The organism is Vibrio hepatarius, from assembly GCF_018860525.1.
Taxonomy (GTDB): Bacteria; Pseudomonadota; Gammaproteobacteria; order Enterobacterales; family Vibrionaceae; genus Vibrio; species Vibrio hepatarius_B.
This window is the reverse complement of sequence record NZ_JAHKPM010000039.1, coordinates 83428-100411: the sequence shown is the minus strand read 5'-3', so window position 1 is coordinate 100411 and position 16984 is coordinate 83428. Positions and strand designations below refer to the sequence as shown.

The following is a 16984-nucleotide window of genomic DNA, read 5'->3' as shown; positions in this document are numbered from 1 at the left end:
AGAAGGTGAGTTAGCTGATGTCTAATCTTACAAGGTTAACCTGTGCATATTTTGCCACTGTGATGAGTGATTGGTTTTATAAACTTATCATTCCTCTTGCTATATATAAAGACACTGGCTCGGCTTTATATATGGCAATGTCGTATGCCATTACTTATATTCCAACCATAATATTTACTCTGATTGGCGGTGTCGCCGCTGATAAATATGATAGGAAGAAAATCCTAGTCTTTGGGGATGCCGTGTGTGCTCTGCTATCCCTCGCCTTCTTAATTTCCATTACATACCTGAACTTAGACACATTATTTGCGATTATTTTCGCTTTCTCTATGTCCATGATTAGTGCGTTTTACATCCCTGCACATCAATCTATAGTAACTCAAATCATTGACGAGGACGATTATATTAAAGCCAACTCCCTGATGCGGGGTATAGACAATAGTTTGATGGTTGTTGTGCCAACATTAAGTGTGTTAATTATCTCTACATTTTCACTTAATCATGCCATCGCTATTAATGTATTTTCTTTTGCGTTTTCAGCGCTGTTAATTTCAACTATCAAAGTGAGTTATGCCACTACACATACTGATGAAACAGAACACACAGGCCTTAAAAAAGTTTGGGCCCAGATAGTTGAGGGCTTTAATCTAGCCGTAAGTATTAAAGAAGTTCGAAATTTGTGCATTATGTTTGTATTCGTAAATATCGCGATTAGTATGTTCTATTCGAACTTCATGTATCTTTTGAAAGAAGATCTTCTCGCTTCTGAGAATGAAGTTGGGTTCGCTTACTCTTTGGCAGGTATAGGCGCGTTAGCTGGCAGTTTCTCCGCTCGTTATATTGTTAAAAAGTATGGTGAATATAACTCGGTGTCTTTGGCTGCGATTGGCAGCATGTGTTGCTTTGCCTTTATCCATTTTGCTAATAGTGCGCAGGTATTAGGTACTATTTGGGGTGGGGTTAACTTCTTTAACTCAATTATTGTGATTGCTTACTTTACGTTACGACAAAAAGTTGTTCCAAAAGAGAAAATAGGCATAGTTGTCGCTGTTACACGCTCTATGGTTTTATTGTGCGTTCCGTTAGGTGCTATGCAAGGCGGATTGCTGATTAATCATTTTGATAATGGGGCAGATGCATTAAAGCTAGGTGCAACAGGCTTTATGGGCATTGCTTCGCTCTTAGCGGTATTTATGCTGCTTAACCAAAAGAAACAGGCAAAGAGTAACATTGAGGAGTCAGCATGATAGCTCCTGTACATCAATTTAAAGCATTGCAAGAAGGATTACCACCGCTCATTGATGAAGCAAAGCGTCAAATAAATGCGCTAAGTCATATGTTAAAGCAACAAGCATTTGGTCAAGCAAAACAAGAATTTGCTGCTTTGATCACCAGTGAGTTGGCTATAAAGAGTACTTTTCGTGAGTTGTGTTTCTATCAAGAATACTGTGCATTACCAGAATCTGATTTTGAAGCAATTATCGCAATGCTACTTGACTATCAAGAAATAGCCAATAATCATGCCGATCTTTTGGTTCAGTTCAAAAAAGAGCATAACTTTGTGGATCCCATACTCATCGATGCATGGGAGAAGCGAAAAATAGAACTCTTCGGTACTAACTATGTAAAACCGGCTGAGCAGCAAGATCTAGAACAGCAATATGTTCTTAATCTCTTCAACAACAGAAAAGCTATTGCACAAAATCATTATAAACAACTGAAAAATATATTTGGGAGCGACTTTGAAGACAGTGCAACATTTAGCAATGCACTGATTAAGCACTGTTTCAAAAACTGTACTAGCACTGAGAAGCGAAAGCTTGTCTATGAACTTTACTGCCAATTAGGAAATGAAGGCGCATTTGATAACACCTATATAGCCCTCGAAATTTTAGAGCAAAGAAGAGCTGATGCGAAGCGACTAGGATATCGTAGCTTTTTAGACATGCTGTCTAGCCAATCCCCAGTGAACAGCCTGCCATTAAATTTTGTCACCGAGCATTGGCATGAACACGCAGGCGAAATTTCAGCCATAATTGACCAAGTAGAAAAAGAGGCACTGGATACACAAGGAAACTTTGGTGGTCAGGATATTGTTCACTTTCTTTACCAACTCTATCCGTTAGGTAGTACTGGTATTGAACAAACGTATTTCCCAATATCTAAAACATTGAGCAATATTATTGAATTTTTGAGTGCTACATTTGGCTTTAAAGAACACATCAAGAGAACGGCAAATAATATTTGGCACATAACTCTAGATGGCCTGAAACATCAAAAAATATGCCTTTCAATACAACTTTGTCATGACCTTGATGGCAGCTTTGTGGATGTCTTCTATGATTTTACCTCAACCAACGATTATAGCGTAATGATTGCTTGCAATGTAGAGCACAGTAATGGGTACTTTACATTTAATGACTTAGCCACATTAATGCATGAGTTTGGCCATGCAATGCATGCCATTTTCTCTCTTAGCGAAGGCCCTCTGCCACTCGACTACAAAGATGTATGCGTTGACGAAATTGAAATACCGAGTACTGCATTTGAGCTATTAACGTATAGTCTGCGGTTTTTGCAGGAAATAGCACCACAGAATCTATCACGCAGTCAGAGTGAGGAGTTAACTAAATTAATCCATAATCACAAAGTACATCGGCTTATCAAAAAGATAAAAGATGTTGAATTCGCGTTATTTGATTTGATCATCCACAGTCATGAATCGCAATATGACACACATGTGCTGGAAAACGTTCGCACACAAGTTTATGACCTGATGGATGTAAGAGTGTGTTCATCAAATTTTCGTTTTTACAACAATATTGCTCACCTCTTTTCACATGGCTATGAAGGTAAATATTACACATATCTATGGTCGGAGTCGGTTGCCAATACTCTTTCACAAGCTATCACACAAGCTATAAATACCAATCGGCTCAATGAAATCGGTAATGCGCTCAAAGCGACTTTCTTGTGCAATAACGGGCGCTTCCATTCAACCGACTTATTATCTAGATTTTTAACAACTTTGAATGCGACTACACAATGAAACATTTATTACCCCTGTACTATTGCTTTTAGTTTGCTCATGCATGCCAATGATGCGCAGGAAAGTGTGATCAGCAAAGTTACTTATCTGTGAACAAAAAGAATAGAAGGAAGGATGACAATGATAGCTGTAATTTTTGAAGTAAAAATCGCTGATGGCCAAACGGCTGAGTATTTAGACATCGCCAGTGAACTCAAAGCATGCCTGTCACAGATTGATGGATTTATTTCTGTAGAACGGTTTCAAAGTCTAACTGATGAAAGAAAAATATTGTCACTGTCTTTTTGGCAAAGTGAAGCTGCGGTAGAACAATGGCGTAATTTAGAAGTACACCGAAGCGCTCAGTCGAAAGGCCGAGAAAGTGTATTTAAAAATTATCGATTAAGAGTTGCTCACGTCACTAGAGATTACGGGCTAAATGAGCGTAATGACGCGCCAGCGGATAGCTTACAAGCACATAGATAGTCATTGTCGTAAATTACCTTTATGCCTGCAAGCCTTTAATAGTTATGTTGTGCTGACTTTCAGCAGATTAAATTAATTCACAATAGCGTAAAAAATAATATGCTTGCGCATCTTCAATGAGATAAAAGTCAATGGAACTAATAAAATACTTAAACGAATATTTGATAACAAAATCTGAGCTACTAACTCAGGCACAAGTGAGTGAGCAAGCACTGGCACGCTATCAAGAAGCTGGTGTCATGCCAAAATGCTCATATAAGCTAAAACTTACGCTTGAGTGTGATTCATTTTTTGGATTACATGAAGACACTCAAGAAATTGAGTACTACGCAAAAGGCTACCTCGCCTGGTTGGGTATTGTACAATCGCTTGAAGAAAAAGAAAAAATATTCTCCGTATTTTCTAAGCGATATAAAGAAGCACTTGGAAATTTAAAAAATCAAGGGTTCACATCAATGAATGTGAAGCTAAATGCTTATATTCAAGAGCATATTGAGCAAGAGTGGGGATATTTCCTTGACGGTATTTATGGTCTTTGCACAAAGTCAGGGTTGCCTGAACATATTGCAGCAAAAGAGCTTGCTATTATTCAAATTAACGAACTTTCAGAACTTGAATCACCAACAAAGTTGGAGCTGGCCCAATTGAAGCGCGCAGTAGACTTACTTGATGAGTCAAGCGCACTGTTTGCTCCTCATGAAAGAGTAAAAAGCTCTAGATATCGTTTAATTGATGAAGTGAATCGTGAGTATCGTTTTTGAAATAGATATTGTAGTCACTATAAAATAAAGCGTATTTTAGTGCTAAAAAAGTCATAATTATCCATTTAATTTTGCGTTACATCTAAATCTATTGAGTCGATACGGCGTTGTCGATCAAATCAGCTTGAAGGTCAACAACGCCATATGTGGCTCATTGTTAGCTTCGAACAAGCATGCCTAGTCCTATGTCTTTGTTTATCGCTCTGACATTCGACATGATTTCACCCACTTGAGCGTTATAACCAAGATTCCGCAGGTGTTTTTGCAATTATTTTCGAAGCATTTAGCAGCTTTTTCGAAGAAGATATAGACTTTGCAATGTTACACCCTGCTCAGTAAACTCACTAAAAAATATCAAACAATATCCACTTGAATATAAGGTGGTTAGATGTATTTTTACTCAACCTTACATTATTAGCACTATTTAGCTCTGAAATCACGACTCCAATCAAACTAGGTCAAAAATCGTGTTTCGTATCACATTTTAAAATACCTGAATTAGGTGCGGAATCACGGTTATAACATCTCCAGCTCAATTTACATCTAGTTAGTCCTTTATATCGAGATATGGCGGTCTCAGATATTGAGTAATAGTGATAACCAGACTCGGATTTCCACTCCGTCATTGTCCCGCTTTTCAGAGTTTCATGGCAACTCTTTGTGTCATAGGCTCTATCGGCAGATACACTATGGAACTTTCTGCGCAAAGGGTTGAGTAATGTTGGCAGTGCTATCGCCAATACTCACGAGACTGACTTCTGCACTAATTGCCTCGTTAGTTTCATGGCTGAATCATCTATCCAAAACGTAACAGAACCGCGGCTGCAAAAAGCCTTATTATTGTATTGCTCCCAATTAGTTATTTTCTTTTTCGCCTTACCCATATTGCCACCGCTCTAACCATTACAAATGATCAGATCGCAGGACTTAGAAAAGGTTCAACTGATTTAGGCAACAACGCCCTTTCAAATCTTAAAATCCCTCAAATGTTCCAACTAAAATGGTTTGAGGGATTTTTATGTTGACAACTCGGTTTACTCGATTTAGTAAAGTATTACTCCGTTACCCAAATATCTGTGTAAGATTTTTGGTCAAAATAATCTTGATAAGCCATGATATACGCTTTTTCTAAATTTTGAGTATATCGCTCAGTATCAAATAATGGTTTAGACATTGGTTGACTAGTAAGAGTTTGTTTGATTTCTGCGAGTTTTTCAGGCTGGTTAGCGAGTTGCAAAATTACCTGCAGATACTCTTCGTTTGTATGTGTGACAAGTTCAGGTAATCCTACAGCATGAAGCAAGCTTGTCGAGACTCTGGCAGCAAAGCCTTGTCCTGATTTGGTGACGACAGGGACACCAGCCCAAAGCGCATCGCTTGCCGTTGTATGGGCGTTGACATTAAAGGTATCTAAGAAAATATCAGCATGTTGATATCTGGCTAAATGTTGCTCTTGTTGCAAAGGTTTGGCGAAGATCAAGCGTTCACTATTTACACCTCTTTGCTCGGCATGCTGCTTTAGATTTCTTTGCACATGGGGATTGTTGCTAAACAGCCAAAGAACACTTCCTTTTACCTTTTTTAATACATTCATCCAGATATCAAATTCTTTGGGGGAGAGTTTATATGGGCTGTTGAAGCAGCAAAAGACGAGCCCTTTATCGGGCAAACCCAACTCTTGTCTAGTCGATGAACATTTAGGGATTAGGCGAGTGTTATTATTGGGTTGGTAGCTGTTGGGTAGATAAATAATATTCTCGGTATAATGAGGTCTTTGCTCTTGCGGGATAAGGTATGAATCGGCGATGAGATAGTCGATAAAATCAGCACCAGTGGTTCCTGGGTAGCCAACATGGCTGATTTGCAACGCTGCTGGCCGCTTGGCAAAAATACCTAAACGCCCATCTCGGGTATGGCCTTTAAGATCAACCGCAATATCAATCCTATCTTTTCTTGCAAGTTTTGCGATCTCTAGGTCGCTTAACTTAGCTACATCATGAAAAACATCAAATAAGTCAGGCGCTTTCTTCCTGATCTCATCACCCGTATTAGGGCCAATAGAATAAGCGTAGACATCGAACTTTTCTCTGTCGTGCAGGGCAAAGACTTTAGACATGAGATGCATGGTGGCGTGGTCATGAAAATCAGCGCTGAAATAGCCAATGCGAAGTCGACTGGATTTTTGCCTCGGCTTGGCTATCTGTGGTAAATCGCACACTAGGTGTTTGGATTTAACGAATTGTTCAGAACGAAGTCGATGTCTTAGTGGTGAGTCTTCAAAGGTTAGTGCTGCGAAAGGAGAGACGGCTTTACCTTGGATGCCGAGAGTTTCAACCTTAGGTATGTCTTCCTCCATGGCGGGCCAATCGCAAAGCCTTGCTTGTTGATATAGCTTTTTTAGCCTTACAGATTTCATGTGTGGGTCTAAGGTGAGGGCTTTTTGATATGCCATGACCGCCAGCTCTGGCTTATCTTGTTTTTCAAGTACCGCTCCTAAGTTATCATAGGCTTCAACGTGGTTTGGTTTGAGTGATAAAGCCTTCATATAACATTCGTACGCTTGCTTTAGCTTGTCTTGTTCTTGAAAGATAATGCCCAAGTTATTATGCGCTTCTGCATAATCTGGGTTTATTGTAAGCGCCTGCTGATAAGCTTTTACAGCGTCTTTTTGATTGCCAAGGTCTCTAAGCACCACGCCCTTGTTGTTGTGTGCCTCAGCATAATCAGGCTTGAGTGCTAACGCCTTTTGATAATACTCAAGCGCTTCTTGAAGTTTACCTTTATCCCTAAGTACGACAGCTAAATTATTATAGCCGCCAACATTTTCAGGGCATAAGTCGATAACCTGCTCAAATGCCTCAAGAGCCTGATCCATCTCTCCCACACTTTTACTTGCCACACCTAGAATATTCCAAATCATGCTGTTATTCGGGTGCTGTAGAGACAGTGCTTGAGCTTGTTTTAATACCAGGTTTACTTGACCTTGATTATATTGCTCGATAAGTCTCTCGATGGTTTCATTGAGTGCTGTTTCTGAGGCCATGCTTGATTCTTAGTGGTGAGTTATCGCTTGTAGATACTCTAACATGAGACCTAGTTGAATAAAGTGAACGCTTTTCCAGTGGAGTAAATAATCCATTTATTTCACAAAAATCTGCTTATCCAAGACTAAAGGACACGTTTCACTCAAACACAAAATATAAAATTTTTGTCTAAATATACTTATAGTCTGACATGACCATCTAAATACTGATAACTGATTAGCTTGATTCACTGCCCACACCTCAATCTGTAGCATCTTGTTTAAAGTGAGATCTAAATTTGATTAGATCATTGTTTAAGAAAACGTTACATTTGTTGCTCGAACTTGTTTTGTGTTACATCACAGCAAGGCATAGCCGAAAAAGTGGAAGTATTTCGATTAGGCTACGAATAAGCCCTAGACTATGTAAACCCAGCCCCATTGATTGACCTTATCAATTGGAGAGTTGGCGAGGAGATAAGTATGGCAGTAATGTTGTCCGGTGCGGAGATGGTTGTTCAGTCTCTGATCGAGGAAGGTGTTGAACAAATCTTTGGTTACCCTGGTGGATCTGTTTTAGATATTTATGATGCTTTGCATGCTAAGACTGAGCAAATCAAACATGTCCTTGTTCGCCATGAGCAAGCGGCGACTCACATGGCTGATGGTTATACGCGCGCTACAGGCAAAGCTGGCGTGGTGCTGGTGTGCTCAGGTCCGGGCGCAACTAATACGGTAACAGGGATTGCAACGGCCTACATGGACTCCATTCCTATGATTGTTATTTCAGGTAATGTACCCAATAACCTTATTGGTAATGATGCGTTTCAAGAGTGTGATATTGTTGGTGTTTCTAGACCTATTGTTAAACACAGCTTCTTAGTAAAACAAACGCAAGATATTCCCGAAATCATGAAAAAGGCTTTTTATATCGCCACAACCGGTCGTCCCGGCCCTGTGGTTATTGACTTGCCAAAGGATGTCTTAAGCCCACAAAATAAACTGCCTTATGAATACCCAGCCAGCTTGTCTATGCGTTCATATAAACCGACCACTGCAGGGCATAAAGGACAAATCAAAAAAGGTCTTAAAGCGCTACTTGCTGCTAAAAAACCTGTCTTATATGTAGGTGGCGGCGCGGTTATTTCCCAAGCAGACGAATACCTTCTAAAGTTATCTGAGCAGTTAAGCCTCCCAGTGGTTAGTACTCTTATGGGGCTTGGCGCTTTTCCGGGTACTCATAAAAATGCTCTTGGTATGCTGGGTATGCACGGATTATACGAAGCCAATATGGCGATGCACAATGCCGATCTTATTTTTGGCGTTGGAGTGCGATTTGACGATAGAACAACTAACAATCTAGAAAAGTATTGTCCTAATGCTAAAGTCATGCACATTGATATTGATCCGTCTTCAGTTTCTAAGAATGTTAAGGCCGATCTGCCGATAGTGGGATCGGCAGAAAAAGTATTATCAAGCATGTTATCTTTATTGGAAGATCAGGGCGCGACCAATGATAGTCAGGCTTTACAAAACTGGTGGGACGATATCCAAACGTGGCGTGATCGTCAGTGCCTGTCTTATGAAAAGTCCTCTGAGCGTATCAAGCCGCAACAAGTGATTGAGACGCTCTACAAGCTGACCAATGGAGACGCTTACGTTGCTTCTGATGTTGGACAGCATCAAATGTTCGCTGCGCTCTATTATCCGTTTAATAAATCACGTCGTTGGATTAACTCCGGTGGACTTGGCACTATGGGCTTTGGTTTTCCAGCAGGCTTAGGCGTTAAGTTTGCTAAACCAGAAGAAGAAGTCGTAGTTGTTACTGGCGATGGCAGTATTCAGATGAATATTCAGGAGCTATCGACGGCAATGCAATATGACATCCCCGTCAAAATCATAAATCTCAATAACCGATTTCTTGGTATGGTGAAGCAGTGGCAGGATATTGTTTACCAAGGGAGACACTCGAACTCGTATATGAGCTCTGTGCCTGATTTTGTCGCCATTGCTAAAGCCTATGGACATGAGGGGATCCGGATCGAGACGCCAGATCAACTCGAGTCAGGACTCAAACAAGCATTAGATATGAAAGACAAACTGGTATTTGTTGATATCAATGTTGATGAGACTGAGCATGTATATCCAATGCAGATCAAAAGCGAGGGTATGGACAAGATGTGGTTAAGCAAGACGGAGAGAACTTAAGATGAGACACATTATTTCATTGCTAATGGAAAACCAACCGGGCGCATTATCTCGGGTAGTGGGTCTGTTCTCACAGCGTGGCTACAACATTGAGTCTTTGACGGTTTCGCCAACTGATGACGAAACCTTATCACGTTTAAACATCACCACTATATCTAATGATATGCAGTTAGAGCAAATTCAGAAGCAGCTTAACAAGCTGATTGATGTACTAAAAGTGCAAGAAGTGACTGAGTTTGAGCATGTTGAGCGTGAGCTCATGATGGTTAAAGTAAAAGCCAGCGGCTTGGCACGCGAAGAAGTAAAACGCACCGCCGATATTTTCCGTGGCCAGATTGTTGATGTCACCGCTTCACAATATACGGTTCAGTTAGCGGGCACCAGTGAAAAGCTCGATGCTTTTATCCAAGCTATCTCAGAAGTAACGGAAGTGATTGAAGTTGCAAGAAGTGGTGTGGTGGGTATTGCACGCGGTGAAAGAGCACTTAAAGCATAACTTAAATATAAGCCTTGGATAAAACGCCTTAGCTTCCCATAGTGGCTAAGGTGCTTTTTACTAGGAAATTATAATTAGTAACTTTATCTCTTTAGGATGGAGTATTTGATAGATAAAACCACCTAGTAATTCGGATGATATTAATTTTTCTTGAGAATTATAAATTATTTTCAACTATGTCATTAATAAAATCTGTCGTTATTTTTTGGATTGATATATAAATGTATGTGAATATATAATATTGTATGATATTCTTAAAAATAATACATTTTTACTTATTGTTTCGTTATAAGATCAAATCTATTTTTCAAGTAATAACAAATCTAAGATGTTAATTTTCGGTAATGTTTTTTTTCTTATAGTGCTTTTCTTTAGTATTATTAGTACTGCACTTTCTTCTGAAATTTGCAACAAGATTGAAATCCCATTAAAGCTGGACAAGTTTAATATTCCTTATTTGACTCTAATTATAGATAAAAGAGAATATAAGGCATTGTTTGATTTAGGCTCATCCTACTCTATTCATATACCTAAGAAAGATATAAAATATTTTCCTCAACTGAAATACACAGGTGATGTAGAAAAAACAATCAATATCAACGGTGAAATTAACAATAATATGTTGTTTTATATACCAAATATGTCCATTGATTGTATGTCTTTTGAGAATATAAATGGCGTTGATTTTCAACCTTGGGATGTTTCTATCGGGTCGGAAGCAGAAAATGAGAAGTTGCATGAAGTTGTTATAGGGAGAGGTCTGTTTAAAGATAAGTTAATAACAATTGACTATATTGGTAAAAATCTTATTGTAGAAGACTATAAAAATAAATTTGAAATTGATGACTTATTTTTATTTCCATTCAAAGATGAAGATGAAGATGAAGATGAAGAGGAAGGTGAAGATGAAGAGGAAGGTATTACTATATCCTTAAAATCTAAGTATAAAAATTACTTGATGTCATTGGATACAGGAGCTTCAGAATCTATATTTGTCTCTAGTAAAGTAGACCCCAAAGAAAAAATAGAGCATTGTGATTTTGATTTAGGACCAAAAATTGATTGTAAAAAAATATTCTATGATTTCAATATTGGAGGTGTCAATAGTTTCAATGTTGGGAATGTCGCTAATTTCAAATCTGATTCTATCCTCTACCCTATTGACAAACGATTTAAAATGGATGGATTGCTTGGCTCTGATTTTTTTCTATCTTTTATAGTTAAAATTAACTTTCCTCTAGGTAGTATGAGTTTAATAAAATTGGAGAAAGACATCACTTTATTGAAACACTAAACCTTAGAAGTGCTTGATTATATTGCTTTGTTTATCGCTCCCTTTATTAATGTGTCATTGCTCAATATAAGCTTTGTATATTTTATAAACCAACCAAACACCCTTGAACCGAATAAAGATAAGTGTCGCAGGCGCTGATTGGTTAGCTAAAGAAAGATTATTGGTTTAAAAAGCTCACCGCTTTATCTGGGAAGTCAGTGAATAAACCATCGACTTTTACTTGATTGTAGAAAATATCCATCATGCCTTCAAAGCTATCTGTGTAAGCGGGGATGCGACCAGGATCGGCGCGGAAAGTATAGGGATGAACATCTAATCCAGCGTCTTTCGCTTCTTTCATCAGTGGTTTGATGATGATGTTATTCTTAGTGGATTTATCATCGACTAACATAGGTTTCCATGGGCCAATGCCTTCCGCGTATTTGGCAACTTCTTTCATTGCGCCGGGTTTAAACATCCAGTCGTAGCTGTAAGGCGTTGCTTTATCGCCCTGATAAACCATGGTTTCATTCCAATCTGTGTGAGCAATCAATTGAACCAGTTTGAGATCTATGCCCATTTTTGGCATCAGTTCATCATTGATACGTTTTAGCTCGTTAGCGTCAAAACATTGCAGATAGATTTTGTCATCTTGAGTGTCATAACCATATTGCTTAAGCACTTTAAGGACTGCTGAGGAGATGTCTTTACCTTCATGGCGGTGGAACCAAGGCGCTTTGATTTCTGGATAGATACCAATATCGTAGCCAAGCGTTTTATTTAGCCCTTGAATAAGCTCAATTTCTTCTGCAAGAGTTGGTACGCTAAAGTCTGACTTCCACATTGGGAAACGTGTCGGGTAGCCTGCTACTTTGTCGCCTTTGTCATCGAGCTTAAACCCTTCAGTGACTTTAAGCGTTTTGATCTCTGCCAAGGTAAAGTCAATCGCGTAGTAACGACCATCTTTGCGGGCTCTGTCTGGGAAGCGCTCTGCCACGTCTGTCACTCTGTCTAGATAATGATCATGCAGCACAACCAGTTGATCGTCTTTGGTCATGACGACGTCTTGTTCTATATAGTCAGGTTTCATCGCATAGGCCAAAGCTTTAGCTTCTAGCGTGTGCTCTGGTAAGTAACCAGAAGCGCCACGGTGGGCAATAACAAGAGGCTTGGCGATAGCGCCAGCGGATAAGCTTAGCGCTAAAAAGGTTGTTGTAAGAGAAAAAGTTTTCATTGTTGTTGTCCTTGATAAAAACAAAGGCAGCTAAGCTGCCTTTCATCGTGATTTAAGCAAGCGCGGCTTTTTGTTTTTGTTCATGGTGCGCCTTTTCACCTAAGAAGGCGTAAATGAGGCACACTATGGATGTGATACATGAGCCGACCAAGATGATAAAGCCACCATCCCAACCAAAATGATCGACGGTGTAGCCTAACACAGCATTTGCGGCGACAGCACCTCCTAAGTAGCCAAATAAACCTGTAAGACCTGCGGCTGTTCCTGCAGCTTTTTTCGGTGCGAGTTCAAGAGCATAAAGTCCGATTAGCATCACAGGGCCATAGATTAGGAAGCCAATGGCGACTAAGGCAGCCATATCTATTGCTGGATTTCCGGCAGGGTTAAACCAATACACGAGTACCGCGACAGTGACCAAGACCATAAATAAAATGCCTGCTGGAGCGCGGCGACCTTTAAAGAGCTTATCGGATATCCAGCCACACAATAGAGTTCCCGGAATACCGGCCCATTCGTAAAGGAAGTAGGCCCATGATGATTTATCAACGGTAAACTCTTTAGCTTCTTTTAAGTACACTGGTGCCCAGTCCAATACGCCGTAGCGAATTAAATAGACAAAGGCGTTAGCAATCGCGATAGACCACAGCAGTTTGTTTGAGAAAACATACTTAAAGAAGATTTCTTTGGCGGTCATTTCTTTTTCGTGTGACTTGTCGTAGTCGTCAGGGTAATCGTCTTTATATTCTTCGATTGGAGGGAGTCCACAAGATTGAGGTGTATCTCGAACTGTCAGCCAAATAAAAACAGCTACCAATGTCGCAAAAAACGCAGGGATATAAAACGCGCTTCTCCAATCATCATTGAATGCCCAAAGTCCAAGTAAGAACATAGGCCCAATGAGACCGCCACCTACGTTGTGTGCCACGTTCCACACCGATACTATCTCGCCGCGTTCCTTACGAGACCACCAGTGAACCATGGTTCGTCCGCAGGCAGGCCAGCCCATACCTTGAAACCAGCCGTTAAGAAACAGAAGAATAAACATGGCGGTAATACTGCCTGTTGCCCATGGCATAAAGCCAAAGCAAAACATCACCAGCGCAGACATCAAAAGTCCACCACTTAGGAAATATCGTGGATTTGATCTATCTGACACACTGCCCATTAAAAACTTTGATAGTCCATAGGCAATTGAAACAGCTGCTAAGGCGACACCTAAATCTCCTCGACTATAACCCTGCTCGATTAGGTAGGGCATAGCAAGACTAAAATTCTTGCGTACCAGATAGTAGCCAGCATAGCCAACAAAAATGCCGATAAAAAGTTGCCAACGTAAGCGTGAATAAGTGCTATCTATCTGACCTGAAAAGAGTCTGTCGATATGCGGCTTAGGTTTGAAGATTCCAAACATAGGACCTCATTTTGTATTGTGCGATGGTTATAAATGAAAATGGAACGAGCAAAAATGATTTCGTTCGAAAGAATTCGGCATTGTATGAATAATAAAAGTGATTTCTGTGATAAATACTACATAAGTGTTAAATATTGATGAAATAGAGTGATCTAATCAGGAGAACTTGGATCTGGATGCAGTAAAGCGTAATTTTTGAGCTTGCTAGGGGAAATTAATGAGGGTGGATAATAAAGCTGCCGCTTAGGTAAGCGGCAGCGAAATAGAGATTAATGCAGAATACGAGCTCGAAGGGTGCCTTCGATACCTTTGAGTTTTTTCAGTGCCTCTTCAGAGCGGTTGCTTTCGACATCGATAACTACGTATCCGATTTCTGCATGGGTTTGCAAATATTGACCTGCAATATTGATCCCTTCTTCGGCGAAAATCGTGTTTATTTGGGTCAAAATTCCAGGGCGGTTTTTATGGATGTGTAATAAACGAGAACAATCACGGTGTTCTGGCAAGGATACTTCAGGGAAGTTAACGCTTGATAGTGTTGAACCGTTATCTGAATATTTGGCAAGTTTTCCTGCCACTTCAACGCCGATATTTTCCTGTGCTTCTTGTGTTGATCCACCCACATGCGGAGTTAAAATAACATTATCAAATTTTTGCAGTGGAGATTCAAAAGGATCGACGTTGGTTTTAGGTTCAGTTGGAAATACATCAATGGCAGCACCAGACAAATGGCCTGATTCCATCGCAGCACATAGAGCTGGTATATCAACCACTGTGCCACGTGCAGCGTTGATGAAAATCGCGCCAGGATTCATACACTTAAATTGCTCGGCTCCCATCATATTTTTAGTTTCTGCAGTTTCTGGAACATGCAGAGAAATGATGTCACATTTATTAAGTAATTCAGCCATTGTGCGTACTTGAGTGGCGTTACCCAATGATAGTTTATTCTCAATGTCATAAAAATAAACTCGCATTCCAAGGTTTTCGGCAATGATTCCAAGTTGAGTACCAATATGGCCATAGCCAATGATCCCGAGTCTTTTTCCTCGCGCTTCGTATGAATTTTCAGCACTTTTTTTCCATACTCCGCGGTGAGCTAGGGCATTTTTCTCTGGGATGCCTCGCAGTAGAAGTAATATTTGTCCAAGCACTAATTCAGCAACACTGCGAGTGTTGGAAAAGGGCGCATTAAACACGGGAATGCCTCGAGCTGCAGCGGCGCTGAGATCAACTTGGTTTGTTCCGATACAAAAACAGCCTATGGCCACGAGTTTTTCGGCTGCACTAATGACGGTTTGAGATAAATGAGTGCGAGATCGGATACCAATAAAATGAGCATCCTTTACCGCTTCAAGGAGCGCTTCTTCAGACAAGGAACCTTTGTGATACTCGATATTAGTGTAGCCAGCAGCCTGTAATACTTCGACTGAAGAAGGGTGAAGTCCTTCCAGAAGTAGAATCTTAATCTTATCTTTTTCCAGTGAAACTTTGGCCATGTTGTTCGTCCTTAAAAATCTAAATTTGGGGCTTAAGTAGTGCACAAGCTATATAACGGTATTAAAGCTAACATTACGTGAGTTCTTTTGCTGACGCAAACGTTTTCGTCATGTGTGTTCTGTTCATTAAATTAACAAAAAAATACACATTTTGGTAAGAAAATAAAAGAATATGGAATAATTTTTAATAAGATAGATAAAAAAACAGCGCCTATCGGTGCTGTTTTTAATGAAATGTCTAAAAAATGCGAAAACTAACTTTCGATTTTTGCCCCTTGTGGGGTACCTGTGATCACAACATCTGCCCCTCGGTGTGCAAATAAGCCCACGGTGACGACTCCGGTTATAGCGTTGACATTATCTTCAAACTGTTTTGGGTTGGTGAGACTAAGGCCGTGAACGTCTAAAATAACGTTGCCATTATCTGTCACCACGCCATTGCGGTAGACAGGATCACCGCCGAGTTTTACTAACTCACGAGCGACATAGGAACGGGCCATCGGGATAACTTCTACTGGCAATGGAAACTCTCCCAGAACATCGACCGCTTTGGTTCCATCAACAATGCAGATAAATTTATCCGATATGGCAGCAACAATCTTTTCTCTAGTTAGGGCGGCTCCACCACCTTTGATCATTTCACGTGCTGGATTAATTTCATCAGCCCCGTCTACATAGATGTCCAAACAAGCAACATCATTGCAGTCGAAAATTTCAATTCCTAATGCTTTTAACTTGTCTGTAGAGACCTCAGAGCTGGATACCGCGCCTTTGATATCATCTTTTATGCTACCCAGCGCATCGATGAAGTGATTAACTGTTGAGCCAGTACCAACACCTACAATACTGCCTTTTTCTACGTATTCAAGTGCAGCCCAACCGGCTTCCTTTTTCATTTCATCTTGCGTCATGCCCGTCTCCTAAACTGGGTTGAAAGTATACCTTTGAGGGTGGGATTATATAATCAATTAAGGACTATTCCCAATCCCAGATTTGTTTTTGGGTGACGATTTTCGGTAAGGGGACATCCCAAGATTCGATGGGAAGTTGTTCAACTTCCTGGCACGAATGGGCTAGTCCGATAGGTTTTGGCCCAGAATTATAGTGAAACCAAGGTGCTAAAGTACGATCGTAATAACCGCCGCCCATACCAAGGCGATGTCCTTGTTTATCAAAAGCCACTAATGGTGTGCAAATAATATCTAGTTGATTGACAGGTATGATGTCATCTTTCATAAGCTTTGGCTCAAGTATCTTATAGCGATTGCAGACCATGGTGGTGCTTGAGTCGTAGCTAAGGAATAAAAGATGACCAGCAGAGAATGGATGAATGACGGGTAGGTAAATACTTTTTCCGATAAGACTTAACTTATTAATTATTAACGAGGTGTCTACTTCTCCATCAGCAGGTAGGTAAAGGGCAATATGCTGTGCTCGATTTATCTCGGGTAAGCTTAAAAAGTGTTTTGCCAGTGATTTGGCCGCTTGCTGTTGAGCTTCTTGGCTGAGCTGATTACGTTGAGTACGGATCAACTGGCGGTAATATTGCCGAGAGTGTGTCATAAG

13 protein-coding genes and 1 pseudogene are annotated in these 16984 nt (G+C 40.2%); 7 read left to right on the top strand and 7 right to left on the bottom strand.

Translation table 11 applies throughout. The features are described 5' to 3' along the window. Positions 1-17: 17 nt before the first annotated feature. The 4 genes from KO511_RS11275 (at position 18) to KO511_RS11260 (ending at position 4275) form a co-directional block, all read left to right on the top strand. Positions 18-1247 carry an MFS transporter gene (locus tag KO511_RS11275; protein WP_215987527.1) on the top strand — a complete coding sequence of 410 codons (1230 nt, stop codon included), beginning with the start codon at positions 18-20 and terminating at the stop codon, positions 1245-1247. After that, positions 1244-3049: a M3 family metallopeptidase gene (locus tag KO511_RS11270; protein ID WP_215987526.1), complete on the top strand. Its 1806-nt coding sequence runs from the start codon at positions 1244-1246 to the stop codon at positions 3047-3049. The genes KO511_RS11275 and KO511_RS11270 overlap by 4 nt, the downstream gene beginning before the upstream one ends. A 120-nt stretch (positions 3050-3169) precedes the next feature. Then, a complete protein-coding gene (locus tag KO511_RS11265) occupies positions 3170-3514 on the top strand; it encodes an antibiotic biosynthesis monooxygenase family protein (protein ID WP_215987525.1) in 345 nt (114 codons plus the stop codon). A 131-nt stretch (positions 3515-3645) separates the two neighbouring features. Beyond that, positions 3646-4275, top strand: coding sequence for a DUF6058 family natural product biosynthesis protein (locus KO511_RS11260; RefSeq protein WP_215987524.1), 630 nt, complete (start codon positions 3646-3648; stop codon positions 4273-4275). A 515-nt stretch (positions 4276-4790) separates the two neighbouring features. Here the strand turns inward: KO511_RS11260 and KO511_RS11255 are convergent. Next, positions 4791-5058 (bottom strand): annotated as a pseudogene (locus tag KO511_RS11255) (IS5-like element ISVa1 family transposase); the annotation flags it as partial. Positions 5059-5329: 271 nt separating this feature from the next. Continuing rightward, positions 5330-7318 carry an O-linked N-acetylglucosamine transferase family protein gene (locus KO511_RS11250; protein ID WP_215987523.1) on the bottom strand — a complete coding sequence of 663 codons (1989 nt, stop codon included), beginning with the start codon at positions 7316-7318 and terminating at the stop codon, positions 5330-5332. Positions 7319-7780: 462 nt separating this feature from the next. Between KO511_RS11250 and KO511_RS11245 the strand changes: the two genes are divergently transcribed. The 3 genes from KO511_RS11245 (at position 7781) to KO511_RS11235 (ending at position 11295) form a co-directional block, all read left to right on the top strand. After that, positions 7781-9505 (top strand): acetolactate synthase 3 large subunit, encoded by a 1725-nt coding sequence (locus KO511_RS11245; RefSeq protein WP_215987522.1) that lies wholly within the window; start codon positions 7781-7783, stop codon positions 9503-9505. Between the two features lies 1 nt (position 9506). Then, entirely contained in the window at positions 9507-10001 is a 495-nt protein-coding gene (gene ilvN, locus KO511_RS11240; protein ID WP_215987521.1) for an acetolactate synthase small subunit, read from the top strand. A gap of 328 nt (positions 10002-10329) precedes the next feature. After that, on the top strand, positions 10330-11295 hold the full coding sequence (locus KO511_RS11235; RefSeq protein WP_215987520.1) for a hypothetical protein: 966 nt from the start codon (positions 10330-10332) through the stop codon (positions 11293-11295). 157 nt (positions 11296-11452) lie between these two features. Here the strand turns inward: KO511_RS11235 and glpQ are convergent, their stop codons facing one another. The 5 genes from glpQ to KO511_RS11210 form a co-directional block, all read right to left on the bottom strand. Continuing rightward, positions 11453-12508, bottom strand: a complete 1056-nt coding sequence (gene glpQ / locus KO511_RS11230) for a glycerophosphodiester phosphodiesterase (protein ID WP_215987519.1) — start codon at positions 12506-12508, stop codon at positions 11453-11455. 52 nt (positions 12509-12560) lie between these two features. Then, a complete protein-coding gene (glpT, locus tag KO511_RS11225; protein WP_215987518.1) occupies positions 12561-13919 on the bottom strand; it encodes a glycerol-3-phosphate transporter in 1359 nt (452 codons plus the stop codon). 269 nt (positions 13920-14188) lie between these two features. Continuing rightward, the gene (serA, locus tag KO511_RS11220; protein WP_215987517.1) at positions 14189-15418 is read right to left on the bottom strand and encodes a phosphoglycerate dehydrogenase; all 1230 of its coding nucleotides are present in this window, start codon (positions 15416-15418) and stop codon (positions 14189-14191) included. Positions 15419-15672: 254 nt separating this feature from the next. Beyond that, positions 15673-16329 carry a ribose-5-phosphate isomerase RpiA gene (rpiA, locus tag KO511_RS11215; protein WP_215987516.1) on the bottom strand — a complete coding sequence of 219 codons (657 nt, stop codon included), beginning with the start codon at positions 16327-16329 and terminating at the stop codon, positions 15673-15675. 64 nt (positions 16330-16393) lie between these two features. Continuing rightward, positions 16394-16981, bottom strand: a complete 588-nt coding sequence (locus KO511_RS11210; RefSeq protein WP_215987515.1) for a 5-formyltetrahydrofolate cyclo-ligase — start codon at positions 16979-16981, stop codon at positions 16394-16396. Positions 16982-16984 lie beyond the last annotated feature (3 nt).

Coding starts and splice junctions, on each gene's coding strand:
- KO511_RS11275 (WP_215987527.1), top strand. CDS start 18: ATGTCTAATCTTACAAGGTTAACCTGTGCATATTTTGCCACTGTGATG.
- KO511_RS11270 (WP_215987526.1), top strand. CDS start 1,244: ATGATAGCTCCTGTACATCAATTTAAAGCATTGCAAGAAGGATTACCA.
- KO511_RS11265 (WP_215987525.1), top strand. CDS start 3,170: ATGATAGCTGTAATTTTTGAAGTAAAAATCGCTGATGGCCAAACGGCT.
- KO511_RS11260 (WP_215987524.1), top strand. CDS start 3,646: ATGGAACTAATAAAATACTTAAACGAATATTTGATAACAAAATCTGAG.
- KO511_RS11250 (WP_215987523.1), bottom strand. CDS start 7,318: ATGGCCTCAGAAACAGCACTCAATGAAACCATCGAGAGACTTATCGAG.
- KO511_RS11245 (WP_215987522.1), top strand. CDS start 7,781: ATGGCAGTAATGTTGTCCGGTGCGGAGATGGTTGTTCAGTCTCTGATC.
- ilvN (WP_215987521.1), top strand. CDS start 9,507: ATGAGACACATTATTTCATTGCTAATGGAAAACCAACCGGGCGCATTA.
- KO511_RS11235 (WP_215987520.1), top strand. CDS start 10,330: ATGTTAATTTTCGGTAATGTTTTTTTTCTTATAGTGCTTTTCTTTAGT.
- glpQ (WP_215987519.1), bottom strand. CDS start 12,508: ATGAAAACTTTTTCTCTTACAACAACCTTTTTAGCGCTAAGCTTATCC.
- glpT (WP_215987518.1), bottom strand. CDS start 13,919: ATGTTTGGAATCTTCAAACCTAAGCCGCATATCGACAGACTCTTTTCA.
- serA (WP_215987517.1), bottom strand. CDS start 15,418: ATGGCCAAAGTTTCACTGGAAAAAGATAAGATTAAGATTCTACTTCTG.
- rpiA (WP_215987516.1), bottom strand. CDS start 16,329: ATGACGCAAGATGAAATGAAAAAGGAAGCCGGTTGGGCTGCACTTGAA.
- KO511_RS11210 (WP_215987515.1), bottom strand. CDS start 16,981: ATGACACACTCTCGGCAATATTACCGCCAGTTGATCCGTACTCAACGT.